At 44.2% G+C, this 26,233-nt stretch carries 23 protein-coding genes, 1 other RNA gene and 3 pseudogenes; 22 read left to right on the top strand and 5 right to left on the bottom strand.

Translation table 11 applies throughout. From position 1 onward, the window contains the following. Nucleotides 1-15 precede the first annotated feature (15 nt). The 8 genes from BM278_RS05495 (at nt 16) to BM278_RS05465 (ending at nt 6,205) form a co-directional block, all read left to right on the top strand. A complete protein-coding gene (locus BM278_RS05495; RefSeq protein ID WP_090948374.1) occupies nt 16-798 on the top strand; it encodes an enoyl-CoA hydratase in 783 nt (260 codons plus the stop codon). Between the two features lie 30 nt (nt 799-828). After that, the gene (locus BM278_RS05490) at nt 829-2,373 is read left to right on the top strand and encodes an acyl-CoA carboxylase subunit beta (RefSeq protein ID WP_425272962.1); all 1,545 of its coding nucleotides are present in this window, start codon (nt 829-831) and stop codon (nt 2,371-2,373) included. Between the two features lie 125 nt (nt 2,374-2,498). After that, nucleotides 2,499-2,691, top strand: a non-coding RNA gene (gene ssrS, locus BM278_RS05485) — 6S RNA. A gap of 173 nt (nt 2,692-2,864) precedes the next feature. Beyond that, complete coding sequence (locus tag BM278_RS05480) at nt 2,865-3,305, top strand: MarR family winged helix-turn-helix transcriptional regulator (protein WP_090948372.1); 441 nt, start codon at nt 2,865-2,867, stop codon at nt 3,303-3,305. A 4-nt stretch (nt 3,306-3,309) separates the two neighbouring features. After that, the gene (locus BM278_RS05475) at nt 3,310-3,948 is read left to right on the top strand and encodes an HlyD family secretion protein (RefSeq protein ID WP_090948371.1); all 639 of its coding nucleotides are present in this window, start codon (nt 3,310-3,312) and stop codon (nt 3,946-3,948) included. A 10-nt stretch (nt 3,949-3,958) separates the two neighbouring features. Further along, complete coding sequence (locus tag BM278_RS05470; RefSeq protein ID WP_090948370.1) at nt 3,959-5,656, top strand: DHA2 family efflux MFS transporter permease subunit; 1,698 nt, start codon at nt 3,959-3,961, stop codon at nt 5,654-5,656. Nucleotides 5,657-5,862: 206 nt separating this feature from the next. Then, nucleotides 5,863-5,973, top strand: a complete 111-nt coding sequence (locus BM278_RS18275; RefSeq protein WP_143093420.1) for an NETI motif-containing protein — start codon at nt 5,863-5,865, stop codon at nt 5,971-5,973. Nucleotides 5,974-6,001: 28 nt separating this feature from the next. Next, on the top strand, nt 6,002-6,205 hold the full coding sequence (locus BM278_RS05465; RefSeq protein ID WP_090948428.1) for a DUF6501 family protein: 204 nt from the start codon (nt 6,002-6,004) through the stop codon (nt 6,203-6,205). 231 nt (nt 6,206-6,436) lie between these two features. Here BM278_RS05465 and BM278_RS05460 read toward each other — a convergent pair whose 3' ends face one another. The 3 genes and pseudogenes from BM278_RS05460 to BM278_RS18650 form a co-directional block, all read right to left on the bottom strand. After that, nucleotides 6,437-7,579 carry a Ger(x)C family spore germination protein gene (locus tag BM278_RS05460; RefSeq protein ID WP_090948369.1) on the bottom strand — a complete coding sequence of 381 codons (1,143 nt, stop codon included), beginning with the start codon at nt 7,577-7,579 and terminating at the stop codon, nt 6,437-6,439. Beyond that, nucleotides 7,576-9,092: pseudogene (locus BM278_RS19175) on the bottom strand (spore germination protein). The gene BM278_RS05460 and the pseudogene BM278_RS19175 overlap by 4 nt, the downstream one beginning before the upstream one ends. Continuing rightward, a pseudogene (locus BM278_RS18650) lies at nt 9,078-9,527 on the bottom strand (GerAB/ArcD/ProY family transporter); the annotation flags it as partial. The pseudogenes BM278_RS19175 and BM278_RS18650, both read right to left, overlap by 15 nt. Nucleotides 9,528-9,795: 268 nt before the next feature. Between BM278_RS18650 and BM278_RS05450 the strand changes: the two are divergent. Together BM278_RS05450 and BM278_RS05445 are read left to right on the top strand one after the other, a co-directional pair. After that, nucleotides 9,796-10,731, top strand: a complete 936-nt coding sequence (locus tag BM278_RS05450; RefSeq protein WP_090948427.1) for a DMT family transporter — start codon at nt 9,796-9,798, stop codon at nt 10,729-10,731. A gap of 24 nt (nt 10,732-10,755) precedes the next feature. Beyond that, nucleotides 10,756-11,253, top strand: coding sequence for a hypothetical protein (locus BM278_RS05445; RefSeq protein ID WP_244151101.1), 498 nt, complete (start codon nt 10,756-10,758; stop codon nt 11,251-11,253). A gap of 157 nt (nt 11,254-11,410) precedes the next feature. Here BM278_RS05445 and BM278_RS05440 read toward each other — a convergent pair whose 3' ends face one another. Further along, nucleotides 11,411-12,667, bottom strand: coding sequence for an ATP-binding protein (locus tag BM278_RS05440; protein WP_090948368.1), 1,257 nt, complete (start codon nt 12,665-12,667; stop codon nt 11,411-11,413). Between the two features lie 204 nt (nt 12,668-12,871). On the opposite strand from BM278_RS05440, the pseudogene BM278_RS05435 reads away from it, so the two are divergent. The 6 genes and pseudogenes from BM278_RS05435 to BM278_RS05410 all read left to right on the top strand — a co-directional run bounded on the left by BM278_RS05435 (nt 12,872) and on the right by BM278_RS05410 (nt 19,256). Beyond that, nucleotides 12,872-13,548 (top strand): annotated as a pseudogene (locus BM278_RS05435) (DUF421 domain-containing protein). 124 nt (nt 13,549-13,672) lie between these two features. After that, a complete protein-coding gene (locus tag BM278_RS05430) occupies nt 13,673-14,089 on the top strand; it encodes a GntR family transcriptional regulator (RefSeq protein WP_090948367.1) in 417 nt (138 codons plus the stop codon). Further along, nucleotides 14,055-14,954 (top strand): ABC transporter ATP-binding protein, encoded by a 900-nt coding sequence (locus BM278_RS05425; RefSeq protein ID WP_090948366.1) that lies wholly within the window; start codon nt 14,055-14,057, stop codon nt 14,952-14,954. Before BM278_RS05430 ends, BM278_RS05425 begins: the two co-directional genes overlap by 35 nt. Next, nucleotides 14,929-16,644, top strand: a complete 1,716-nt coding sequence (locus BM278_RS05420) for a multidrug ABC transporter permease (RefSeq protein ID WP_090948365.1) — start codon at nt 14,929-14,931, stop codon at nt 16,642-16,644. Before BM278_RS05425 ends, BM278_RS05420 begins: the two co-directional genes overlap by 26 nt. A gap of 127 nt (nt 16,645-16,771) precedes the next feature. Continuing rightward, nucleotides 16,772-17,137 (top strand): ArsR/SmtB family transcription factor, encoded by a 366-nt coding sequence (locus BM278_RS05415; RefSeq protein WP_090948364.1) that lies wholly within the window; start codon nt 16,772-16,774, stop codon nt 17,135-17,137. Then, nucleotides 17,127-19,256 (top strand): heavy metal translocating P-type ATPase, encoded by a 2,130-nt coding sequence (locus BM278_RS05410; protein WP_090948363.1) that lies wholly within the window; start codon nt 17,127-17,129, stop codon nt 19,254-19,256. The genes BM278_RS05415 and BM278_RS05410 overlap by 11 nt, the downstream gene beginning before the upstream one ends. A gap of 38 nt (nt 19,257-19,294) precedes the next feature. Here BM278_RS05410 and BM278_RS05405 read toward each other — a convergent pair whose 3' ends face one another. Then, nucleotides 19,295-19,519, bottom strand: coding sequence for a YczF family membrane protein (locus BM278_RS05405; protein WP_090948362.1), 225 nt, complete (start codon nt 19,517-19,519; stop codon nt 19,295-19,297). A gap of 128 nt (nt 19,520-19,647) precedes the next feature. On the opposite strand from BM278_RS05405, the gene BM278_RS05400 reads away from it, so the two are divergent. The 6 genes from BM278_RS05400 to BM278_RS05375 all read left to right on the top strand — a co-directional run bounded on the left by BM278_RS05400 (nt 19,648) and on the right by BM278_RS05375 (nt 26,141). Further along, the gene (locus tag BM278_RS05400) at nt 19,648-21,279 is read left to right on the top strand and encodes a spore germination protein (protein ID WP_090948361.1); all 1,632 of its coding nucleotides are present in this window, start codon (nt 19,648-19,650) and stop codon (nt 21,277-21,279) included. Beyond that, nucleotides 21,276-22,484, top strand: coding sequence for a Ger(x)C family spore germination protein (locus BM278_RS05395; RefSeq protein ID WP_090948360.1), 1,209 nt, complete (start codon nt 21,276-21,278; stop codon nt 22,482-22,484). The genes BM278_RS05400 and BM278_RS05395 overlap by 4 nt, the downstream gene beginning before the upstream one ends. A 14-nt stretch (nt 22,485-22,498) precedes the next feature. Beyond that, nucleotides 22,499-23,599, top strand: coding sequence for a GerAB/ArcD/ProY family transporter (locus tag BM278_RS05390; RefSeq protein ID WP_090948359.1), 1,101 nt, complete (start codon nt 22,499-22,501; stop codon nt 23,597-23,599). A 270-nt stretch (nt 23,600-23,869) separates the two neighbouring features. Continuing rightward, entirely contained in the window at nt 23,870-25,246 is a 1,377-nt protein-coding gene (locus BM278_RS05385; RefSeq protein WP_244151100.1) for a SpoIIE family protein phosphatase, read from the top strand. 72 nt (nt 25,247-25,318) lie between these two features. Continuing rightward, nucleotides 25,319-25,717, top strand: a complete 399-nt coding sequence (locus BM278_RS05380) for an ATP-binding protein (protein ID WP_244151099.1) — start codon at nt 25,319-25,321, stop codon at nt 25,715-25,717. Further along, the gene (locus tag BM278_RS05375) at nt 25,710-26,141 is read left to right on the top strand and encodes an STAS domain-containing protein (RefSeq protein WP_090948358.1); all 432 of its coding nucleotides are present in this window, start codon (nt 25,710-25,712) and stop codon (nt 26,139-26,141) included. Before BM278_RS05380 ends, BM278_RS05375 begins: the two co-directional genes overlap by 8 nt. Nucleotides 26,142-26,233: the final 92 nt, after the last annotated feature.

Raw genomic sequence — 26,233 nt, 5'->3', positions numbered from 1 at the left:
CAAAGGAGGGATATGATGCCATCATTCGTTTCATACGAATCGTTTGAAAACGGAATTGCGCTTGTAACGTTAAACCGGCCGGAAGCGGCAAACGCGCTATCGATCGCGCTCTTAAACGAGTTGTCCAAGCTTCTTGATGATCTTGCCTTTGATAAGTCCGTTCGCGCTGTCATCATCACGGGAGCCGGAGACAAAGCGTTTTGTGCCGGAGCGGATTTAAAAGAACGCGCCGGCATGGACGAAACGGAAGTACAAAAAACGGTCGCTTATATTCGTGAGACGATCAACAAGATAGAGCAGCTGCCGCATCCGGTCATCGCCGCGTTAAACGGTTCTGCGTTTGGCGGAGGGTTGGAGCTCGCCCTTGCTTGCGATATTCGCATCGCCGCAGACACGGCGCAATTTGGTCTTACAGAAACATCGCTTGGAATCATTCCAGGCGCTGGCGGAACGCAGCGGCTTCCGCGTTTAATTGGAATTGGAAAAGCAAAGGAATTAATTTTCACCGCTAAGCGCATTACCGCCAAGGAAGCGGAACAAATCGGCCTTATCGAATACGCGGTGCCGCGTACGCAATTAATGGAGAAAGCGCTCGAGATGGCCGGGCAAATCGCCGCCAACGCGCCAATCGCCGTCAGGCAGGCGAAACTTGCGGTCAACCGTGGGTTCGATGTCGATTTGGCGACTGGATTGCGCCTCGAGCAAATGGCATATGAGGTGACGATTCCAACAAAAGACCGTCTTGAAGGGTTGCGAGCGTTTAAAGAAAAACGAAAACCGATCTACAAAGGGGAATAGGAGGAAGGCAGCATGCAACCAAACGATGTCATGAAAAGACAAAATGTGGTGCTGACAGAGCAATTACAGGAACGAATTCGGCAAATTGAACAAGGAGGAGCGCCAAAATACCACGAAAAAAATGCGGCGCAAGGAAAGCTGTTTGTCCGCGACCGCTTAAAATTGCTGTTGGATAACGGGCTCGAATTTGAAGACGCGCTCTTTGCAAACTGCCTTGCTGATGGGCTTCCTGCGGATGGTGTTGTGACGGGGGTTGGAAAAATCAACGGCCAAACGGTATGCGTCATGGCGAACGACTCTACGGTGAAAGCGGGTTCTTGGGGAGCTCGGACGGTAGAAAAAATCATCCGCATTCAAGAAACAGCGGAAAAATTGCGCTGCCCGATTCTTTATCTAGTCGACTCGGCCGGGGCGCGCATCACGGATCAAATCGAAATGTTCCCGGGACGGCGCGGCGCGGGGCGCATCTTTTATAACCAAGTGAAATTATCGGGAAAAGTGCCGCAAGTTTGCCTCTTGTTTGGCCCGTCCGCGGCTGGTGGCGCATATATTCCGGCGTTTTGCGACATTGTCATCATGGTCGAAGGTAACGCCTCGATGTATTTAGGCTCGCCGCGCATGGCGGAAATGGTGATCGGCGAAAAAGTGACGCTTGAAGAAATGGGCGGCGCTCGCATGCATTGCACTGTTTCCGGCTGCGGCGATGTGCTGGTGAAAACGGAGGAAGAGGCGATCGCCTATGCCCGCCGCTACCTATCCTATTTTCCGGCTCATTGCGGCGAAAAGCCGCCAGTTGCGGAAGCGAAACCGACAAAAGCGTTTGAAAAAACGATTGAAGATATTATTCCGTCGAACCAAAACGCCCCGTTTAATATGTACGATCTCATCGAGCGCGTGATCGACGAAGATTCGTTTTGTGAAATCAAAAAGTTGTTTGCGCCGGAAATTATTACTGGGCTTGCCCGTTTAAACGGTCAGTCGATCGGCATTATCGCCAATCAGCCGCGCGTCAAAGGCGGTGTCTTGTTCCATGATTCCGCCGACAAAGCGGCGAAATTTATCACTCTTTGCGATGCGTTTAACATTCCGCTTCTCTTTTTAGCCGATGTTCCAGGTTTTATGATCGGAACAAAAGTCGAACGCGCTGGCATCATCCGCCATGGAGCGAAAATGATTTCAGCGATGTCGGAAGCGACCGTGCCGAAAATTTCGATCATCGTGCGCAAGGCATACGGCGCTGGGCTGTATGCGATGGCCGGGCCGGCGTTTGAACCGGACTGCTGCTTAGCGTTTCCAAACGCGCAAATCGCCGTCATGGGGCCGGAAGCAGCCGTCAACGCTGTCTATGCGAATAAAATTGCCGAATTGCCGGAGGAAGAGCGCGCGGCCTTTGTTGAAAAAAAACGTGAAGAATACCGCCGTGATATCGATATTTACCGGCTTGCGTCAGAAATGGTCGTCGACGGTATTATCGCGCCAAACGACTTGCGCGATGAACTAATCCGCCGTTTTGCAGCATACATGTCCAAATATATGACGTTCTCGGAAAGAAAACATGGCGTATATCCGGTATAATTAAAAAATAAGCTTAACGAAAAGCGTTAAACTTGTCATTATTATGTATGCCGTTTATATATGCTGAAATAAGTAAGTCGACCACTTGAAAAAAAAAGAAAGATTATGTATGATAATAATCACTAAAAACGCTGCGTTGTACGTTGAAGAATGAGTTTCAACCGATGGCAATAGAAAGGGAGTTCTACATCGAAACGGGAATGTCATGCCTCCCTACTTTTGGTAGGTTTGAGGACGACAGGAACGTTTCTGCGAACACCCACCTGGTGGAGTGTGGTTGAGAAACTGCATTCAACCAACGGCAAACGCGGCGGTACGTAAAGGTGAGTGAAAAGCCGATCTCTTGCGGAGATCGGCTTTTCTCATGCAGTTTTTTATCCAAAACGAAACAATATAGTTGATTTATAACATAAGCATGTTATAATTATACTTCGTATAAAAATAATTCGTATTGGAATTATTTCTATTATACATAATGAGGAGGGGGGCTTATGGAACAGCTTGGGCGAGAAATTCTGTATTCGGTGTTTCGAATGCAAAAAGCGTTGTACCGGCTCGTCCGCGAAGATGCGGCCCGGGTAGGTATTACAGAAGTGCAACTAATGATTCTTTACACGTTATGGAAAAAAGAAAATATCCGGCTGAACGATTTGGCGGAAAAATTAAATTTAAGCAACAGCAACGTCAGCGGTACGGTCGACCGTCTTGTCAGCGCCGGGTTGGTGGCACGGGAGACGTCGAAAGAAGACCGCCGTGCTGTGATATTAAGTTTGACCGATAAAGGCAGACAGACGATTAAAGAAGCGTTTAATCATGAATCCATCCTTTTGCAACGGCTACGAAAAATCGAACAAACTATTGATATGGAAGAAATTTTGCAATTTCTTTCAATCCAGCAAAAAATGAAAAATATTTTATTAGGGGAGGAATAAGAAAGTGAACGTAAAACGATTAATCGCGTTAAATATTATCGTTCTCATTTTGCTAGTCGGCGGCGGTTTTGCTGCATATTATTATTTTAATGAAGCAACCAACTATATTAAAACAGACAATGCTCGCATCGACGGACAGGCGATTTCGATTGCTTCGCCGTATTCCGGAAAATTGACAAGCTGGTCGGGAAACGTTGGGAAAACGTTTAATAGCGGCGATCAAATCGGTGAAGTATCAGACGGGAAACATAACATTCCGATCACCGTTCCACATCATATGACGATCGTCCAACAAAATGCCGTCGAAAATTCGTTTGTCCCAGCGGGAATGACGTTGGCGCGCGGCTATGATTTAGACGATTTATGGGTGACGGCAAATATAGAAGAAACAGATATTGAAGATGTCAAAGTAGGCCAAGATGTTGATATTTATGTGGACGCCTATCCAGATCGCAAATTTACGGGGAAAGTAGAGAAGCTTGGATATGCGACTGCCAATACGTTTAGCTTGTTGCCAAGTTCCAATAATACAGGCAACTATACGAAAGTGACGCAAGTAATTCCGGTTACGATTTCGATTGACGATGATAACGGGGCGGGGCTAGTACCAGGAATGAACGTCACTGTTCGCATTCACAAGTAGGTGATTGGATATGTCAACGTTTTTAACTGGTTATATTATATTTTCCGTTGTCGTTCTCGCTGTTATCAATGTTGCGGTGAGAAGACGAAAAAGCGCACCCGTCCCGCGTGACGCGGAAAAAGCGGAGCTTTCGAACGGCATCATGGTAAATCGTAATGTGGAGACCGCTTCGACAGCGGCGCCGCCGCGCCAAGCGGAATTGGCGAATATTGGCGATAGTCGGGCTAAAGTAGTGGCTACGATTATGCTTGGAGCGTTTGTGGCGATTTTGAATCAGACGCTCATTAATGTCGCACTTCCGCATATGATGAACGATTTTAACGTGGAAACGTCGACGATTCAGTGGCTTGTCACAGGATACATGCTCATTAACGGTGTGTTGATTCCGATCAGCCCTTTTTTGATCGCGAAGTTTCCTACGAAGAAATTGTTTCTTGCGGGGATGGCATTTTTTGCGATCGGCGCCTTTATTTGTTCAGTCGCTCCTTCCTTCGCCGTCATGCTAACCGGCCGCCTTATTCAAGCGATCGGTGCGGGGATTATTATGCAATTGATGATGGTTATTATGTTAAATATTTTTCCGCCAGAAAAACGCGGAGTTGCGATGGGAACGGTCGGAATCGCGATGATGTTTGCGCCGGCTGTCGGCCCAACGTTATCCGGATGGATCGTTGATCACTATTCGTGGCGCCTTTTATTCTACGTCGTATTACCGATTGCGATAATTGATATTGTGCTAGCTTTTCTTTGGTTAAAAGATACGTCGAAAACAGGTAACCCGCCACTCGATTGGCGCGGAGCGATTTATTCGACGATCGGTTTTGGCGGTGTGCTATATGGATTTAGCGAAGCGGGAAGCAACGGTTGGGTGCAGACGAACGTTATCGTGTCGATTATCGTCGGTGTTGTATTCCTTATTTTATTTACGTGGCGTTCGTTGACGGTGGAAAACCCAATTTTAAACTTTCGAGTGTTTAAATATAACGTCTTTACATTATCTACAATTATTGGCTGTGTCATCAACATGGCCTTGTTTGCCGCGATGGTGCTGCTTCCGGTTTATTTGCAAAACTTGCGCGGTTTTACGCCGCTTGACGCCGGCTTGCTGCTTTTGCCTGGAGCGATCGTAATGGCTATCATGTCGCCGATTTCCGGTTGGATTTTTGACCGCATCGGCGCGCGGATGCTTGCGATTGTCGGTCTAGTCATTACGGTCGTGACGACATGGGAGTTCAGCAAGCTGACAATGGATACGCCATACAGCCATATTTTGATGTTATACATTTTCCGTATGTTCGGCATGTCGATGCTAGGGATGCCGATTATGACGGAAGGGCTCAACGCGTTGCCGCGCCATTTATACAGCCATGGAACGGCGATGGCAAATACATTGCGGCAAGTCGCCGCTTCGCTTGGTACCGCGTTTCTCGTTACCGTCATGTCGAACCGCACAAAGTTTCATGCGGAAAATTATCGCAACGAAATGACGGAAAACAATCCGTTCTTCTTAGATATAGTGGCGCAGTTAAAACAAGTCATTCCAAGCGATGAGGCAATCGCGCAGCTTTTGTATGGCATCGTGCAGCAGCGTTCCGCGATAGAAGGCATTAACGACGCGTTTTTTGTCGCGACAGGGCTCGCGTTTCTCGCGCTCATTTTAGCGTTTTTCTTAAGAGGAAAAAAACGAAACGCTCCGTCTTCTTCCTAAAACATACTAGCCACCTTTCCGATGGGAAGGGTGGTTTTTCTTATCGCTTGAGTTAAAAAAGAAGGTAGCGTCAAAAGTTCTATGAAAACTCCACATCCGCCATCCCATGGAGCATCGTGAGGCATCCTTGGAGCCGGATTCGCCCTTGACCAACACCCGCCAAAGGTGCGAAAGGGACGTCAAGGGCGACAAGGGGGATGATGGGCATGAAAAAGATATTTGTCGTCGAAGAATGCGAAACGATTGACAAATGCCTGGAACGCATAAAAGCAGAAGGATATTGCGGCCAAATCGAAATACCGCTAAAATGGAAGTAGTATGATGACAGAAAAAGGGGAGTCGTACATGATACATCACACTTGGTTAAAACGGCCAACATTAAAAAAAGTGAAATGTGTACATACCAACGCGGAAAAATACATCGTTGACCATGTGCTGACGCCAGGGAAAACATATGAAGTGAAAAACGAAACAGAAGAATTTTATTTTATTATTGATAACACCGGGAAAATCGGCGGGTTTTATAAAGACTATTTCGAGGAAGTATAAAAAGGCGCAGGGAGACGGCTTAGGAAAAGGTGCGCAACCTCCTAACATTCTGCAAATCAGGAATCATTGAACCGTCAGCTTTATATGCAAATGAAGGAAGGCTGACTTCGTTTCTTGCGAAGACAGCCTTTTTGCTTTTATTGGGAAGTGAACGACTTTTTCTTTCGGAAACATTTTATTATAATAACTTATTTGTGGTGATGAGATAAAGAAAGTTTTTACAATACATTATCACCGTAATTTCTCCTTCCCAGATGTATCAATGGAGATTTTTACGTTGATCTTTTTTAAGTTTTCATCCGTTAATGAAATCTTTCCATTTTTAGAAAACTTCTTCCAATCTTCTGGATTTTGGCGATACAACGTTTCAGAAAGGTTAAGGGTATCGATATCGTATTTTAGCCCTAACTTGTAGAGTCCTCTTATTTCCTCTTCCACCGTTTTTTGCGCTAGGCGGATTAGCTGTTTTTCCGTTAACTTTTCCCTTAACTCAATCACATTCCCACTGATGGATACGTCTATGTTAAATACGGGAGTATTTCCGTTACGTTGGTAGGAAATTTTTGACTCCGGATGAAGAACGGTGATCGATGCGACTACTTTATTGCTTTTTTTCACATAAATAGTGACCCTGCTTTTTTCTTTTTCCAGCCATCTGATTCCAAGCAACTTAGAGCGATCAAAACATTTTTGAAGTTCATAATCGTTTATAAAGCACATTCCTTTTAAATTTAACATCAGCTTTTTTTCTTCATCTTCCTGCCAATTGTGTGCCGCAATGTTGAGATAGGGAAGTTGCCCTGTTTTGGAAGGCTCATGGATGTCAGCTACAAAGCGATTTAAGCGAATCGGCCAAATAAATGAACTTTGCTGAGAAATCTCTTCAGGATTGGATAATAAAGAATAGTATGGAGATGTATGCAAAACTGGTGTTGCTCCAAAGAAAAGTTTTGTTAACGGTTCATCTGTCGCATAAACCCATATTGTATTCCTGATTTCGTTATATCGGTCTAAAACGTCTAAGACGTCTTCTAATACTACTTTCTTCAGCGCTCTTTTTGTAAACACAATACTTTTCACATGCGCCCATGACACCATTCGTTGAATAGAAGAATACAGGTTATCGGTGGCAATATTAAACGATTCGCCTTTGGCTTTTCCAATGGCAATGCCCGATTTTTCCTTGGCACCTCCGCTCTCGACTTTCGCTAATCCGGTAAAGCTAGTGAAGGCCACATAAACGATAAACTGATCATCCTTATAATCTACACCAATTGCACCAACATAAAAAAGATGATCAATATTTTGTGCTCCCCAGCATCCTGCCAACAAAAAGATAGAGAGGATCAAGGGAAAGGCTGTTTTGCGTTTCAATTTGCTTCCCCCCTTGGTGTATCATCCTTCGGTTTTACCAACCCTGCTCTTTTTTTGAATTGTTTCCAACCATTCGGAATTAAGACTTTGAAAATATCCATGGTTGGAGGAGAGAGCGGAGTAAGATACGGAATCCCAAATGTTTTTAAATTCGCTACATATGTCAAAAGTAAAAATAAAGAAGCGATAAACCCAAATAACCCTAGCACAGAAGAAGTCGCTAAGACAATAAAGCGCAATAACGTCACGGTTCCTGACAAATTTTGATTCACTAACGTAAACGCGGCGATAACGGAAATGGCGGCAACGACAAGGCTTCCTGGTGTGAATAAGCCAGCGTTGACAGCCGATTGTCCGATAATCAATCCGCCGACAACCGATAACGTTTGCCCGATCGCTAACGGCAGGCGCATGCCCGCTTCTTTAAAAATTTCGAACAACCCGACCATGATAAACATTTCCAGTGGGACAGGCAGCGGCACTCCCTGTCTAGAAAGCACAACCGTTCCTAAGAGAGTGAATGGTATTTCTCCTGGATGGAAAGATAATAAGGCGGTCCAAAATCCGGGCAAATAAATAGCCAACGAAATTCCCATAAAGCGAAGGAGTCTCTGAAAAATGACAAAGATAGGTGTTGTAACGTTGTCTTCTGATGTATTCAGCAAAAACATTAAGTTTCCCGGACCGATGATGACGGTAGGAACCCCGTCCAGCAAAATGACAAATCTTCCATTCAATAAACTATTTGCCGCAAAATCTGGGCGTCCTGTATAGGCAAATAAAGGAAACAGCGAGAAACGTTTATCGCCAATCAGTTCTTCCAACTGATTGGTACTCATAATGGAATCAATATTTAACTGCAAAATTCTTTTTTCACTTCATGAATCATTTCGCGATTTGCGATGTCATCGATGTACATTAATCCCACTTTTGTTTGGCTTCTTGTTCCGACGATAAATTGTTCATAGCAGAGCTTATAAGATTTTATCCGCTTGCGGATGAGTGCGACGTTTTTTGAAATTTCCTCAATAAAGCCGTCTTTCGGACCGCGGATGGACACTTCCGTGTTTGGTTCTTCCGGATCGCGGTTCGGCGGATTGGCAAGCGTGAGGGAATATAAAACATCGGCTTCCTGAAAGTAGACTAATAAATCACCGTTAAAGAGATGATAGTCCAGATCATCCATCAGCACTTCTTTTCCAAGCAACTCCATTGGCAACAGTTTGTTTGCCTCAATTTCGTTCACTGAATGGCAAGGATATTTACGGCACATTTCGTGAAACATCGGAAATATAACTTGTTTCATCAGTTGGGTGTCACACAGCTCCTCGCAATAGACGAACACTAAGGTGAGCGCGCCGCTAGCGGTGTTGTCCGGTTGAATCGTCGCGGTAAGAATCGCCACATCTTTACAGCGAGAAAAATGATCACGTAAAGTTTGTTCGGAAATGATGAGTGTTTCCAAACCGCTATGATCAAAAATCCCAAAAATAAAAACGAATGGTAAAAGGATGACAGCTGTCTTTGCAATGGATGGTATGCCATGATAGGCGTTATAAAAGCACATTACTGTTAAAGTTAACAAAATGGCCCAATCGGGTGTACGCGTTAAGTAGGTAGTAGTAGTAAACGTAACCGTGTCGCTGAGTGTAATATAGCTGATAACCAGTAATAATAGGCTTCCAAGAATGGCTACGAAATATGCAATGGCGCTTTTAAATTCTGTTTTTAACCATAAAAATAAATTCATTTGCTTGGATTGTTTCATGACAAAATACAAGAGCGGAAGCCATAATGGCAATGCGCCAAGAGCCATGATTGCCGAAATCCACGCATCACGACCGGCTGCGTCTAACAGCAGTGGAATTACAATGACATGATTCATTAGCCCGATGGACAACATAAATATACAAATCAATTGAATGATATTTAATGGATTGTTATTCACAACATATCCCTTTCTTTAAGAGAATGGCCAATCTCACCACTATTTTTTCCAAAAGCGGAAATGCCTATCCTTTTTTGCGGCATGCGCAATATGCAAAAATATTGTGAAGTTGGCGAGCATCTGATACAATGAAACAAAATGAATAGTTATAGAAAAAATAGCATATTGGAAAATTCGCATTTAAGACGAGAAAAGCGGCTAAATGACCGTGCCTCTTCTTAGGGAGGATGTTTCTTTGATCCCTATGGAAGCCGGAGGATTGTTTCAAATGAAAAAAACATTGTTTGGTTCCTTCTATTTATCATTAGCAGCCAGCATTTGGGGCGGAATGTATGTTGTCAGCAAATATGTCCTTGATTTTGTCCCGCCGTTTACGCTAGTGTGGCTTCGCTATATAACCGCGTTTATTGTTTTATTTGGGATATTGAAATTCCGCCAATATAAAACAAAAATGAGGCTATCCATTCGAAAACAAGATTATTTTTTGCTAGGATGGATTGGTTTTATTGGTTATTTTGTTTCGATATCATTGCAATTTATCGGAACAAAATTATCCGATGCGCATACAGGGGCGTTAATCACGTCGGCAACGCCAGCGTTTATTGTCTTGTTTGCAAAGTTTGTTTTACATGAGTGGATCACCTTGAGAAAAGCTGTGGCTCTTTTGCTGGCCACCATCGGAGTTGTCATCGTCATCGGTTTGGACAATAACGGCGGGCAATCATTTTGGGGAAATATGATGTTAGTTGGGGCGGCGCTGACATGGGCGCTTTTATCGGTGTACGTGAAAGTGGCATCCGCCCGCTTTTCGGCCTTGGCGATCACCACATATGCCATTTGGTTTGCCTTATTATTCACTACCCCAGTTATGCTTTGGGAACTACATGAACAACCTGTTTCTGTTCCTAGCATGAGCGTCGTGTTTGGGATTCTTTATCTTGGGATTATTTCGACCGCGGGGGCGTTTTTTCTGTGGAATAAAGGAATGGAAATGATGGATGCCGGGATTGGCTCGTTGTTTTTCTTTTTTCAACCGCTCGTTGGCGCTGTTTTTGGCTTTTTGTTTTTACGTGAACAGATAACAGCTTCGTTTTATTTAGGTGGATTGCTAATTATCATAGGGGTGTTTATTGCCATTCTGTCTCCTATCCATCAACGTCAGTCCAAAGAAGGGGTGAATCATGGTCGATCACTAGTCGAATAAAAGGGCTAATGATGGTCATCACCGGTGCAGCGCTTTGGGGATGATCAGGAGCTGCGGCGCAAGTGTTATTTCTGGAAAAGCAAATCACCGCACATGGCTTGTCGTAGTGCGAATGATGATGGCGGGAAGTGTGTTACTATTGTTTGCAGCATGCAAACGGATGGCGATATTTTCGATTTGAATCGGACTGTTGTTTGGGTTTATCGGCATGCTTGGAGTGCAATATATGCGTATTTTGCATTGATCGCTACAGGCAATGCCGCTGCGGCGATGTTATTGCAATATTTAGCACCTGTCTATGCCGGATCGAGCTTACTATCTAGCCTAGAGCCACTATTAGCCGTAATGGTCTCGATCGTTTTTTTACATATTCCGTTTAGTCTATTTCAAGCTATCGGATCTGTTTGCATGATAGTGACCGTTCTTTTGCCGTCTCCGAAAAAGAGAGCAACTTTTGCAATCGGCATCGATATGTGGATGGGCTTAACTTCTCTTTTGTTTATTGAACAAGTAGGAACATAATTCGACTTGCATCCAATGACAAGTGTGTGCGAAAGGAGCGATGGTGAAGCGCAAAGACGCGTTGATTACGGGAGTGGCTTGAGAGAAGACGGATTATTTTATGCAAATATATATAAAAACGAAAAGAGGGCATATAAGCCCTCTTTTTCTGCCTGAATTAGTTCGTGGCTTTAGGAAACGTAATCGTTAACGTAGTTCCTTTATTTACTTCGCTGTCGATATGCAGCGTCCCTTGCATCGCTTGAATCGTCTTGACCGCCACCATTGTGCCAAGACCGGTTCCTGTATCTTTTGTACTAAAGTATGGCTCACCAAAACGGTTTACTTGTTCCGTTGTCATTCCTACTCCTGTATCTTTAATCGTGATGATGACATGATTCCCGTGCAAACGGGACGAAATCGTCAACGTCCCTCCATTCGGCATTGCTTCGATGCTGTTTTTGATCAAATTCAAAAAACATTGTTGGAAGTACTGAATGTTTCCGACAATCGCGCCCGGTTGTAGATTTTTAACAATTTCAATCGAATTCATATGGGCCATTGGCGCTAACATCTGCACTACCTTTTGCAATTCCTCATTGACCATGAGACGTTCTACCTTGTTGGATGCTGGTTTGGCAAAAGTTAAATAATCGTTAATAATCGCTTCTGCTCGATTAATTTCGTCTAAAGCAATTTGAATGTATCGGTCTCTTGTCTCTTGTGAAAGCGAAGGGGTTTTTAATAATTGAATAAACCCTTTCACGACGGTTAATGGGTTGCGAATTTCGTGCGAAATGCTGGCTGCAAGCTGGCTAACCACTTCCATTTTCTCGACTTTGACGAGTTGGGAACGCATGATAATTGCCTCTTTTAATGTTTCGATAATGTATACGACAAACAGCATCCCAATCGGAGGAAGCAAAATGAAATAAACAATATAAGAATTCGTTACTGGAAAATCAGCGATGAAAATGGCAAGAAACGTGACGAGAATCGCCAGAAAAAAGGTCAGACAGACTGATATCGACAGCTTGTTTGAGCGTTTTAATATATGGAATGTTGGCGAAATGGGAGCCGTGACAACCAACATAGTCATATATACAATCGCCGTAATATACTCAAATCCGTAAATTAGAGAGCGAGTAGCCAATAAAATTAGAAGTAAAATAAAGCCAACAATTCCCCCGCCATACAGCGTGCCGATGAGAAAAGGAATTTGGCGGAGATCATGGATGCACTGTTTATCTATATAAATAGGAAACTTCATGCATAAAATAATCGAAAAACTCATGCAAGCAGTAAGAAGCGCGTTTCTATATAATATTCGCTTTTTAAATATCTCGCCGTGATCATAAATAAAGTAAAAAACAAACACGCTCACCAAAATATAAAACAAATTGTTTAATACGTGCTGGTTTATATAAGCCCCCATACAATATCTCCTATCTGCGAAAATTCCACATTATATTATTATACGGGCAAGAATGGACTGAAAAAATAGTTTTTTATCGTTGAAAAAGAGTTGAATTCATCCGACATTTTTGGATTTCAGATGAAAAAACGTTGCCGTGACATAATTTCGCGCGTTGTCGTTCATAATGAAACTAACGAATCGCAATCAGGATGGTGGCAATGGATGAAATGGATGCATTTAACAGTAGAACTTGTGACAGGATTTATGCTTTTATTTCTTATTGTCAAAGTGGCTGGCAAAAAACTGATCCATCAAATAAGCCCATTTACGTTCATTTCTGCGCTTGTATTAGGAGAGCTATTGGGCAACGCTCTATATGATGACCATATCCATCTGTGGTATATCATCTATTCAAATCATTATGGGGAGCGCTATTATTGCTTGTCGAATACATGAGCCAAAAATGGCTCCTGTTTCGCCGCCTTAGCGAAGGGAAGCCGACAACGTTAATCCGCAATGGAATCATTGATGATAAAGCATTGAAAAAAAGCCGGATGACGCTCAATCAACTGCAAAGTTTGCTGCGGCAAAACGAAACGTTTTCGCTGCGAGAAGTCGCTTTTTGCTATTTAGAGGCAAATAGAACGATCAGCGTCTTGAAAAAAGCAAAATATCAAAAAACAACTCGTGAGGATTTTCAATTGCCGTCGCATCCCGTTCATGTTCCGATTACGATTATCCGCGACGGAGAGCTACTTATCGACGAACTGCGTGAACTTGGAAAAGATGTGCAATGGCTAAACGAACAATTGCGTGCCCATGGCGTGTCATCGTATCAGGACGTCTTCATTGCCGAATGGCTGGAAGGCGATGGTCTATTTGTACAGACGTATTCGTAACACAAGGAATTATATTCCTTGTGTTACATTTTTTATATTATTAAAAAGCACTTGTGGTTTATCTGTTATAAGTGTATTATTATTAATAGAACGGTTGGTACAGATGATGAAAGGATGAGGGGGTATGTTTGAGCTAGACGTCCGCAGCCGTCAGCCGATTTATGAGCAACTTGTTGAAAAAATGAAAGAAATGATCATCCGCGAAGTATGGAAGCCCAATGAGCAGCTGCCATCGGTGCGCATGCTTGCCAAACAGTTGACGATCAATCCGAACACGATTCAAAAAGCGTATCGGGAACTGGAACACCAAGGATTTATTTATTCGATTCCGGGAAAGGGAAATTTTGTTTCCCCGCAGCCGAAAACAGCAAGCGAAGAAAAAATCGAAGCAATTCGTCGCGATATCGTCCGTCTGGCAGCCGAAGCGCTTTTTTTAGGGGTGACGAAAGAAGAAGTGCTGCAATGGATCGAACAAGCGGAACAAGGGGAGAGAGGAGGAAAAACAGATGATTCATTTGACGAACGTCACAAAAATGTTTGACCGCTTTCAAGCGATTCGCGGAGTGAATATGACCGTGCAAAAAGGAAGGATTTACGGTCTGCTTGGCTCCAATGGCGCCGGGAAAACGACTTTGCTTAAGATGATGGCTGGAATTATCCGTCCCGATCACGGCACAGTGCTTATTGACGGGGAAGAGGTATGGGAAAATCCAGAAATAAAGCAGCGAATCTTGTTTTTGCCGGACCACGTATACTTTTTTCCGCACACCACGATCGAGCAAATGGCTGCGTTTTACGAAAGCGTCTATCCATCTTTTCAGCGGGAGCGATTTACGAGATTACAAGAACTATTTTTGCTTGACCCACGCAAAAAAATTCATCAGTTTTCGAAAGGAATGCAGCGCCAGGCTGCGTTTTGGCTCGCCTTTTCGACGATGCCGGACGTGCTCATCATGGATGAGCCGCTTGATGGACTCGATGCCGTTGTTAGACAGAAAGTGAAAAACATTATCGTTCAAGAAGTCGCCGAGCGGGAAATGACAGTGGTCATTTCTTCGCATAACTTGCGGGAGATGGAAGATCTGTGCGATTGTATCGGCATTTTGCATGGCGGTGAAATGCTATTTGAAAAAGAGCTCGATGCGATGAAAACCGATATCCATAAAATTCAAGTCGCTTTTCGAAACGGAATTCCAGAGCAATTTGCCAAACAGCTTGATATCGTTTACAAAGAGCAGCGCGGCAGCGTTCTTCTCCTTATTGTGCGCGGCGCAAAGCAAGAAATCATTTCCTATATTCAGCCGTTTCAGCCGCTAATTTTTGATATTTTGCCGCTTACGCTCGAAGAAATTTTCATTTACGAAATGGGGGATGTCGGCTATGCCATCGAAAATATTATCGTTTAATCGCGGGCTTTTTGTGCAAAATCTTCGCAGCGTCAGCTGGATTGGCATCGTTCACTTCTTGCTGTGGTTCGCTGCCATCCCGCTGCAATTACTGATGGCATACTCACAGAAGGAAGACGGTGGCATTTATCTGGAATGGGAAAGCTTATACAGCATTTCCGCAACGTTTCAAGCGATGATCGCCTTTACGCTACCAGTGTTGTTGGCCACCCTGTTGTTTCGTTACATGCAAGGCAAGCAATCGGTTGATTTTATGCATAGTTTGCCTGTGCAGCGGGCGGAGCTGTTTTGCCAACAGACTGTGTTTGGCGTGATGCTCATTGTCATGCCAATCGCGCTTATTTCGTTGCTTACCGCCGTTTGCCACTATGGATTAAGTTTTCCGATGTCACTGACGTTCGGTGATATCATCCGTTGGACGTGGGAAACGACCGTCATGGAGCTGTTTGTGTTTGCCGCTTCTATTTTTGTCGGAATGATGACAGGCATGTCGACGTTGCAAGTCGTATTTACTTACATTTTGCTTTTGTTCCCGGCGGGCATCACAATTTTGGTGTTGGCAAATATCTCGTTTTTATTGGTTGGGTTCCCGTTCGAATATTATTTATCGGACAATCTCGAAAAAATTATTCCGTTTTTGCGCTATATCAATCTCGAAGCAACATCGCTGACGGTGGGCGAATTGCTTGCGTATTTGCTTTTAACTATTTTGTTTCTTATTTTCGCGATTTGGCTGTACCAAAAACGTCCTAGCGAAGCGGCGACGCAGGCGCTGGCGTTTCCGGTGCTCCGCCCGATCTTTAAGTATGGCGTCACCTTTTGTACGATGCTTCTTGGCGGTCTTTATTTCGGTGTTACGCAAAATCAATTTGCCTGGATTTTGTTTGGATATATCGCCTTCTCCTTGCTTGGCTTTTTCATTGCTGAAATGATTATCGAGAAAACGTGGCGCGTTTTCTATAAATGGAAAGGATACGTTTATTTTGCTGCTGCGATGATCGTCATTGGCGTGTTGATTCATTTCGATGTCACCGGGTATGAAAAACGGCTGCCAGCGCTAGAGAATATCCGCCAAGTCTATTTCGGCAGTTCCGTCTATGATTTTGTCGAGAATCATAAACGCCCGTATGTGCCGTTTGAGCAAGAAAACCAGTTTTTAAAGGAAAAAGAAAACATTCGCGCCGTCTACGCGTTTCACCAACAGTTAGTTAAAGATCAGCCAAAACCGTCGCGGTTTACAGAACAAAGACAAGTGGTGATCGGCTATGTGCTAAAGGATGGCAAGCGAATGATCCGCCAATACAATGTGCCTAGCGATCTGTATTTTTCCTATTATAAACCGATTTTAGAGTCGAAAGAGTATAAGAAAAATTATTATTTATTGCTACGCGATCAAGGATATTCGCCGATTCGCCAAGTCACGTTCCACCATCCAGAAACGGGAGAAAGAACATTGACGATCATCGAGCCGAAGCAAATTGATTCGTTTGTAGAAGCGTTAAAAGCCGACTTACTGGAAGAGCCGGCAAGCGCAATGTTTGATAGCAGCAAAGTATGGAAAGGAGATATTGAGTTTTTGCAAAGCGACGGCGATACTTTTATTCTGTCGTGGAAAAAAACATATACGCATGTCGAAAAATGGCTTAACGATCATCAACTTCTCGAAAAAGCCCGCGGGGATGCGGAATGATGGAAGGGAATCGCAATGATTCCCTTTTTTGATTGAAAAATATTCAAATAATTGTTTGAATAAATTGACACGTTTATTTAGGAAGGAATATACTATATTCAAACGAATATTTGAATGAGGTGACAAAATGGCGAACGACGTATGTGAAGTATTTTCTATTAACGCGGAAAAAGTCGGCGCCGTCCGGCAGCGCATCCATGAAATCAGCGGGGTGGAACAGCTGTTTAAAGCGCTCGCTGATGCGACGCGCTTAAAAATCACGTATGCGTTAATGCTCGAAAAAGAGCTATGCGTCTGCGATGTCGCGACGATTATCGGCTGCACGGTCGCGACCGCTTCCCACCATTTGCGTATGCTGCGCGATATGGGCATCGCCAAACACCGCAAAGAAGGGAAACTCGTGTTTTATTCGCTGAAAGACGATCATGTCGAACAGCTTGTGGCTCTAGCGCTCGTTCACGCCAAAGAGGGGGAAGAAGACGATGGAAAATAAACAGGTATACCGCCTTCAGGGACTTTCCTGCGCCAACTGTGCAGCAACGTTTGAGAAAAATGTAAAGGCGATTGCGACGGTCAAAGACGCCGAAGTCAATTTTGGCGCGGCGAAACTGACGGTCATCGGCGAAGCGTCGATCGAAGAACTCGAAAAAGCGGGAGCGTTTGACGGCATCACCGTCATCCCGGAAACGGAGCGGAAAGAACAAAAGGCAGAGCCGTTTTGGAAAAAGAAAACAAACGTGGTCGCGCTGATATCGGCTTTGTTTCTGCTTGCCGGCTATATAGCCACTTATACGATTGGAGAACGTCATATCGCGACCATTTTCTTATTTATAGCAAGTATCATCATTGGCGGCTACCATTTATTAAAAACCGGAATCAACAATCTTGTTCGTTTGCAATTTGATATGAATACGCTCATGACGATCGCTGTCATTGGGGCGGCGTGCATCGGAGAATGGAAAGAAGGGGCGGTTGTCGTCTTCCTGTTTGCGATTAGTGAAGCGCTCGAGCGGTATTCCATGGATACAGCGCGCCGTTCGCTTCAGCGGCTTATTGATATCGCCCCGAAAAAAGCGACCGTGCTTCGGGATGGCAAAGAGCATGAAGTAGATGTGGAAGATGTCGTTGTCGGCGATACGGTTCTTGTGAAACCGGGGCAAAAAATCGCGATGGACGGCATTGTGATTCGCGGCGAATCGTCGGTAAACGAAGCGGCCATTACCGGTGAATCGATGCCGGTCGCAAAAACCGTCGGCGATGAAGTATACGCGGGAACAATGAACGGAGAAGGCGCCCTTGAAGTACAGGTGACAAAGCGTGTCGAAGACACGACAATTGCGAAAATCATTCATCTTGTCGAAGAAGCGCAGGCCGAGCGGGCGCCGACCCAGCAGTTTGTCGACCGCTTTGCCCGCTATTATACACCAACGATTATGCTGATCGCGTTGTTTGTCGCCATCGTGCCGCCGCTATGGCTTGGCGGAGAATGGCTGACATGGGTTTACCGCGGCTTAACGGTGCTTGTCGTCGGCTGCCCGTGCGCGCTTGTCATCAGTACTCCGGTAGCAATCGTAACTGCCATTGGACAAGCGGCGCGGCAAGGGGTGCTGATTAAAGGCGGGGTGTATTTAGAAGAAATCGGAAAGATCTCGACGATGGTGTTTGATAAAACAGGAACATTAACGACAGGAACACCAGAAGTAACCGTTATTCATCCATTTGGCGATCTGGATGAAAAGGAAGTGCTAAAAATCGCCGCAGCCATCGAAAAACAGTCGGAGCATCCGCTTGCTTCCGCCATTTTGCGCAAGGCAGAGGCATCGCAAATATCATTCGACGATTTGCAAGTAAGCGAATTTCGCGCAATGGCTGGCAAAGGTGCAGCAGCTCGTGTGAATGGAACGATGTATTATATTGGGAAACCGTCTTTGTTTTCCAGCACGTTGTCTATAAGTGAAAATGTTCGCGCGCAAATCACACACGCGCAAAAACAAGGAAATACGGTCATGCTGCTTGGTGATGAAACAAAGGTGCTTGGAATGATTGCCGTTTCTGATCAACTGCGTGAAAATGCTGCTTTTGTGCTCGAAACATTGCGCAATCTAGGAATCACTCAAACAATCATGTTAACCGGCGACCACGAAGCGACAGCGCGGGCTGTTGCGTCTTCCCTTCCGCTTACCGATATTCGCGCTGAATTGCTTCCAGAAGAAAAATGGACGGCGATTCAAACGCTACAGCAACAATCAGGACGTATCGCGATGGTCGGCGACGGTGTCAACGATGCTCCCGCGCTTGCTGCGGCAAATATTGGTATCGCAATGGGGGATATTGGAACAGATGTGGCATTAGAAACAGCGGATGTTGTCTTGATGGGCGATGATCTTGGAAAACTTCCGTATGTCATTCGGTTAGGCAGAAAAACGATGCGCATTATCCAACAAAACATCGCGATCGCTTTTTTGTTAAAAGTATTGGCGCTCGTTTTAATTGTTCCGGGTTGGCTTACATTATGGATGGCCATTTTTGCGGATATGGGAGCGACATTGCTCGTATTGCTTAATTCGCTGCGGTTGCTTCGCCTTGACGGGATCAGTAAAAGTAAAAAGTGATGATGCAAAAAGGTTTCTTGCTGAGGCAAGAAACCTTTTTACATTTTTTTTTGCTTTTGAAAAAATAGCGCCGCTAACAGATCGACCGTCCATATCAATAAAAATAAAAATAGAATAAACGTTTCTGGAGTTTCCATGACACGAAATGGGTTAAAGACGTTGTGCATCGATTGACGCAACGTAAAGCCCATTAACAGATCCATTTCAATGGCGACACCGATTAAAATGCTGCCAATCAACAATGAAATAGCCAGCACTTTCATCTATTTCACCTACTGTTGCTGTTTTTCCTTAGTTTTTGTTTTCTAAAATGAAATCATTCGTTTATCGTATATTAGCCCCCTTCGTTGTCTATAATGGCAAGTAAATGAGTTGGAGCGAGGGGAAAACGATGCTGTTTCAGTGGGGATTGCAAAAAAAGCAAAAAGAAAAAAAAGAACCGACAATTCAACAAGAACGTGACCAAAGCGGTCAAGCGCAAGACGTTCCGCGTGAGCCGATTCATTCGCTACTTGATGTTAATCTCGACATCATTCGCCATACAACCGGGAACAGTTCCGATATTGTCATCCGCCGTTTTACGATTGGACAAGAACGGTCGATTCGCGCCGCCCTCATTTTTATCGATGGGCTTGCTGATGAAAAAAATGTGTATCAATTTTTGCTTGAACCGCTGATGGCAGCGACGTTTCCCATTTCCTTATCCTCGAAAGACACGTTGTCCTTTGTGGAGAAAAAGCTGGCTGCTGTTGGCGGAATCAAGCGTATTTCTCATTGGTTTGATTTATTTTTAGCACTTACATCTGGAGAAACGATCATTCTTCTTGACGGGATGCCGTCTGCTTTAAGCGCGAGCACAAAAGGCGGAGAAACTCGAGCGATTCAAGAACCGCAAACGCAGCTGGCGATTCGCGGCCCGCGGGATGGTTTTACGGAATCGCTGCGCATGAATACGGCGCTTATCCGTCGGCGCATTAAAAATCCGAATCTTTGGTTGGAAACGCTGAAAATTGGCGAAGTGACACAAACGGATGTTGCCATTATGTATGTAAAGGGAATTGCCAACGATGACATCGTCGAGGAAGTCAAAAAACGGCTTCGCAGCATTCGGATTGACAGTGTCCTTGAATCAGGAGATATCGAACAATTAATCGAAGATCAAACATTTACGACTTTCCCAACGATGTACCATACTGAGCGTCCGGACGTGGTAGCGGCAAACCTTTTGGAAGGAAGAGTTGCGATATTTGTTGAGGGGACTCCGTTTGTGCTTGTTGCGCCCGCTTTGTTTATTCAATTTTTCCAAGCGGTTGAAGATTATTACGCCCGTTTTGATATTGCGACAGCACTGCGGTTTTTGCGTGTTCTTATTTTCTTTCTTTCCCTTGTTGCCCCGGCGATTTATATTGCCGCAACGACGTTTCATCAAGAAATGATCCCAACACAGCTTGTCATTGCGATTGCTGCCCAACGCGAGGCGGTTCCGTTTCCGGCGTTTGTGGAAGCGTTAGTCATGGAAGTAGTTTTTGAAATTTTGCGGGAAGCGGGGGTGCGCTTGCCGCGCGCAGTTGGTCAAGCCGTTTCGATTGTCGGAGCGCTTGTGATTGGGCAGGCAGCGGTAGAGGCCGGGTTTGTTTCATCGGCGATGGTCATTGTCGTTTCCATTACGGCAATCGCCAGCTTTGCGACGCCGTCGTTTGCGATTGCCATTTCCGCGCGTCTGATCCGTTTTGCGCTTATGTTTCTCGCCGCCATGTTTGGGTTTTACGGCATTATCATGGGAATTTTGGTGATGACGATTCATTTGTGCAGCCTGCGCTCCTTTGGCGTTCCATATATGTCGCCGCTTGCGCCGTTTATTCCATCCAACGTGGGCGATACGCTTTTTCGCGTGCCGACATGGGCGTTTAAAGAGCGCCCTCGTTTAATCAGCCAGAAAAATATCGTGCGCCAAGGAGAACATCAACGGCCGCAGCCTTCTTCTATAAATCGTCAAGAGGAAAACGAGGGAGAGCAATCATGAAACGAAAAATGGCGATGATTTTTTCACTTCTTTTATGTGCAATCACCCTTTCCGGATGTTGGAGCAAAAAAGAGTTGACGGATTTAGCATTTGTCATCGCGGTCGGGATTGATAAAACAGAGGATGGAAAATATATGATGATTTTTCAAGTCGTCAACCCCGGAAACGTTGCTGGTGCGACACAGCGAGGCGGCGGCAGCGGTGGGGTGCCGGTTTCCATTTACAAGGCGACAGGGGATAACGTCGTCGAAGCGAGCCGAAAAGCATCTAACAAGCTATCGCGGCTTATATATTACGCGCATACCAACTTAGTTGTCATTAGCGAAGAAATTGCGAAAGAAGGAGTCGACGGGCTGTTGGATGCGCTTGAAAGAAATAGTCAATTTCGTACGACCGCGATGGTCGTGATCGCCCGCCATCATTCCGCGGAAGACGTTCTGAAAATATTAACGCCCATTGATAAAATTTCCGCCAATCAAATTATAAAAACATTACAGTTTTCCGAAAAAGTGTGGGGACAAACGCTGAATGTTCGTGTAGGGGATGTCATTCATGATCTCGATTCCGCAGGAAAAGCGCCAATCATTAGCGGTGTGGAGATTGTCGGGGCGGTGAAAAAGGGAAAGCGGCAGACGAATGTGCAAGCTTCCGAGCCTGATGCACGATTAAATATTAATGGTATCGCTATGTTTAAGAATGGAAAATTAGTTGGATGGGTTTTTGGCGAGACAGCGCGCGGAGTGTTATGGGTGATGGATAAAATTGAACAGACGAGCATTACGGTCGAATGGAAACGAAAAAAAGAAGCAGTGGCCTATAAAGTCGTTCGGGCGAAAACGAGCGTGGCGGCGCATATGAAAAACGGGAAACCGTCGATTTCGATTCGCATCAAGGCAGAGGGAGATATCGGCGAATCGCTTGTACCGATTGACTTTACAAATCCGATGCAAATTTTTGCGTTAGAAAAAAAGATTGAACAAACGATAAAAAATGAAGTTGTTCACGCGGTGGGAAAAGCGAAAAAAGAAAAAACGGATGTTTTCGGGTTTGGAAACGCTGTCTATCGTTCGTATCCGCGTGAATGGAAAAAGATGAAACACGTTTGGGATGAAAGCATTTTTCCACAATTAGAAGTAAATGTAACGGTGGATGCGTTTGTTCGCCGGACGGAATTGCGTACTAAACCGTATATATTTGGACAATAAGGACGGTGAAAGGAATGGAACCGGTGAAAATAAACGCACGGCAATTGTTTGTGTTAATCGTCTTGTTTGAACACGGGAGCTCTATCGTTATTCCGCTTGGTGTAGGGGCAAAACAAGATGTTTGGCTTGCGATTTTATTAGGTTTAACGTTCGGCTTATTATTGTTTTTTGTCTATTATCGACTCCATCGCTACTATCCGGATGCTCCATTGACTGCATATGCACAAGACATTGCCGGCCCTTGGGTCGGTAAAATATTGGCGTTTATATATATTGTTTATTTTCTTTATATTGCCTCCCGCGTGCTCCGAGATTTTGGCGAGCTGTTGCTAACGTTTGCATATCCAGAAACACCGCTCTTTATTTTAAACGCGATTATGATGTTGGCGGTGATGTATGGTGTATACAAAGGGATTGAAGTGGTTGCGCGGACGGGGGAGTTGTTTCTTACCTTTCTTTATCTCCTTGCGGTATCTGGGTTTATATTGATCATTTCCACAGGGTTAGTGGATCTTCATCGGCTGCAACCAGTTTTGGAAGAAGGGTGGAAAAGGGTGTGGAAAGTCGTATTTACGGAAACGCTTTACGTTCCATTTGGAGAAATGATTGTTTTTACGATGTTATTTCCATATATGAACAACCCGAAAAAAATGAAGCAAGTCGCGATCGCAGGCATGGCGTTAAGCGGCATTAATTTGGCGATTATTATGACGATCAACATTGCCGTACTCGGAGCGGATGTCGCCGCTCGTTCCACGTTCCCGCTTTTAGATACGATACGGAAAATTCAAGTTGCTAATTTTTTGGAACGTCTTGACATATTTTTTATGATTGCCCTTATTATTGGCGGGTTTTTTAAAGTATCGGTATTTTTTTATGCCGCGGTCATTGGAACAGCGAATTTATTTCACATGCAAAATCATCAGCGTCTCGTATACCTGCTCGGGTTGATGGTTTTGCTGTTGTCCATTGCCATTGCGAGCAACTATCCGGAACATATTAAAGAAGGATTGAAAATTGTCACCATTTATATGCATGTGCCATTGCAAATTATCATCCCGTTATGCTTGCTCGTTGCTGCAGCTATTCGCCGTCGCAGTTTTAAACAACAATAAGAACGCATTCTTTTTTATAAAAAGAAGGAAAAAAAGAATGATAAGCGAAGTAATAAAAAAGAAAAATTTTTATTTTCAAAAAATGGTCTCCTTTTTTTAAAGGCGGCCTTTTGTCATGAAGCGGAATGTGGTGTATGTTTGCGTAATGATCAAGAAGATTACTATGAAAAAGGGTTGAACAATAGTGAAACTAGATTTACAGGCGATAGGGAAAACATGCGGCCGTCGTACAGGCGAAGGAATTGTCATTACAGATCGGAATAAATGATCGTGGCGGTAAACGACGGGGCGGTAGCGTTAACTGGCTACTCCAAGGAACAGTTAATCGGCCAATCGTTTTATCTTCTTGTCTCCGATGAACATCATGTTGAGAAGTACGAATTAATCTGGAAATCGGTATTGGAAAACGGCTATTGGGAAGGAAAAATCGATTATCTTATCGACAATGACCGAAAATTGGCGCAAACGTTAACTGTTTATGCGCTTACAGGTGCAGCGGACGAATTTTACATTTGGCGTTTTTCGAACATGGAGACAACCACCTGTTCGCCAGAACCAGAACAAACGCTTCAAGCCATTTATCAAACTGCTCCCATCGCGGTTATTTCATTGTGCAAAAATATGGCGGTAAAAGAATGGGGAAAGGCGGCGGAAACATTATTTGGCTGGAAGCGCGAAGAAGTCATCGGCCGGGAATTTGTTTCATTATTTCCTGATCAGCCACCACGTATAGCGATGTTTTCTCATCCGTTAAAAGGAGAAAAAGAGCGGATTGCAACAGGGGAATGTACGGTAAGGCGAAAAGATGGAACGTTCGTGGATGTTGCTTATTCCACCATTTCGGTTACTGATTCGGAAGGAAATGTGGCGGGATACATAATGATGGCCAACGATATCACAAAACAAAAGCAAAAGGAAATGGAATATAAGAAACAAGTCGAGCTTGCGAAAAAAATTCAGCAAAGCGTACTAACTCCTCCGATACAAAACGATGCAGTGACGATGGACGCAATTTATATTCCGTCTGATGACTTATCTGGCGACATGTACGCGTGTTATCAAATTGATTATGATCGCTATGGCGTCATTATTATTGACGTGATGGGACATGGCATTTCTTCTTCACTCGTCGGCATGCTGCTCCGCTCGCTGTTAAGAGGGTTGATCGTGCGCGTTATCGATCCCGTGTATGTCGCGATAGAACTGGAAAATCATGTGCGCAATTTATTTCCTAGCGATGCGGATGAACTAAGATATTTATTTTCGATGATTTATTTAGTCATTGATACGAAAAAAAAGCAGATTGAATATACGAACGCTGGGCATCCGGCTGGATTGTTAGTTACGGAAGATGGGGAAGTCATTGAATTGGATAAAGGCGGGCTGGCGATCGGCAGTCCGTTTTCTGTGCCGTTTGAAAAGGGGGTTATTCGTTATCGGCGGCGAACAAGATTGTTTTTATATACAGACGGGATTTTAGAGGAAATAGACCCATCTATTTTGCAAAGCATGAATAAAATTCGCCACTATGCGAAAGTATATAGTCATTTGCCAGATCAACAATTTTTGCGCATGTTGATCGATTACGATCGGTCGCCGGTAAATCCCGCCGATGATATATACTTATTATCGATTACGATTCAATAATATCTCTCAATGAATTGTGTCAGAGTAGGTGCGAAACCATGTACGAAATGACGATACAATGTGTAGCGACGGATGAGGCCATTGATTTTTGCGATTTGCTGGCGGAACAAATTGCTCGTTTTTTTTTCGGTTCAAGATCGCGATATGTTCGTATTGTCTGTTCACGAAGCGGTCATTAATTCGGTCAAAGCAATAAAACAATTGGGGGAAGAAACGGCAAAAAAGACGTTTTTATTATCTTTGCGAATTACGGAGGAGGACGTCACTGTAACGGTGATGGATGAAGGAGATGGAATCCCGGTCAAACAGTTGGAACGAATGCGCGAGAAAAATCTTGAAGATTTGTTGCTTGCGGAATCAGGGCGCGGCCTTTTGCTGATAAAAGAAACGATGGATGATATATGGTTGGAACATCGAGAAAATGGAAAATGCGCGATTGCGATGAAAATGAGGAGAGAGCGCAATGAATAGGCAAATATCTACTCTGGAATTAGAGATGACATCGTCAAAACGATATGGAAAAATATTGCTAAAAGGGAAGTTGGTTTACAATACACAGCAATTTGCGTGTCAAAAGATTGGAATGGCGCTATCGGAAATGAAAGGGGACGTCGTCGTTGTGGATGTCAGCAACCTTCAGTTTATTGATAGTACTGGTTTGGCGTTATTAATCCATTTTCTAAAAAAAGAAGTTGCTAAAAAAAAGAAAGTGATCTTTGCCGTTTCTTCGAATAAAACGATCAAAAAGCTATTAATGATCGCGAAATTTCATAAATTGTTTCCGATTGTAGAGAGCGAACAAGATGTCATGCCGTTTTTCGCTTCTTCATATGGAGCGATTGCTGATCAAGAAACGTTGATGCGAATTTGGACTGGAGTGCGGAAGCGGGATTAACCATTTCTCTAATTTTTGTCAACAAAACGCATGGAGAGATATCCCCCGGTAATTTGCTTTTAAAGTATCGAAAAATTGTAAAATATTTTTTT

The organism is Parageobacillus thermantarcticus (assembly GCF_900111865.1).
GTDB lineage: Bacteria > Bacillota > Bacilli > Bacillales > Anoxybacillaceae > Parageobacillus > Parageobacillus thermantarcticus.
The sequence above is the reverse complement of the archived record's forward strand: the minus strand, read 5'-3'. Positions and strand labels throughout refer to the sequence as shown.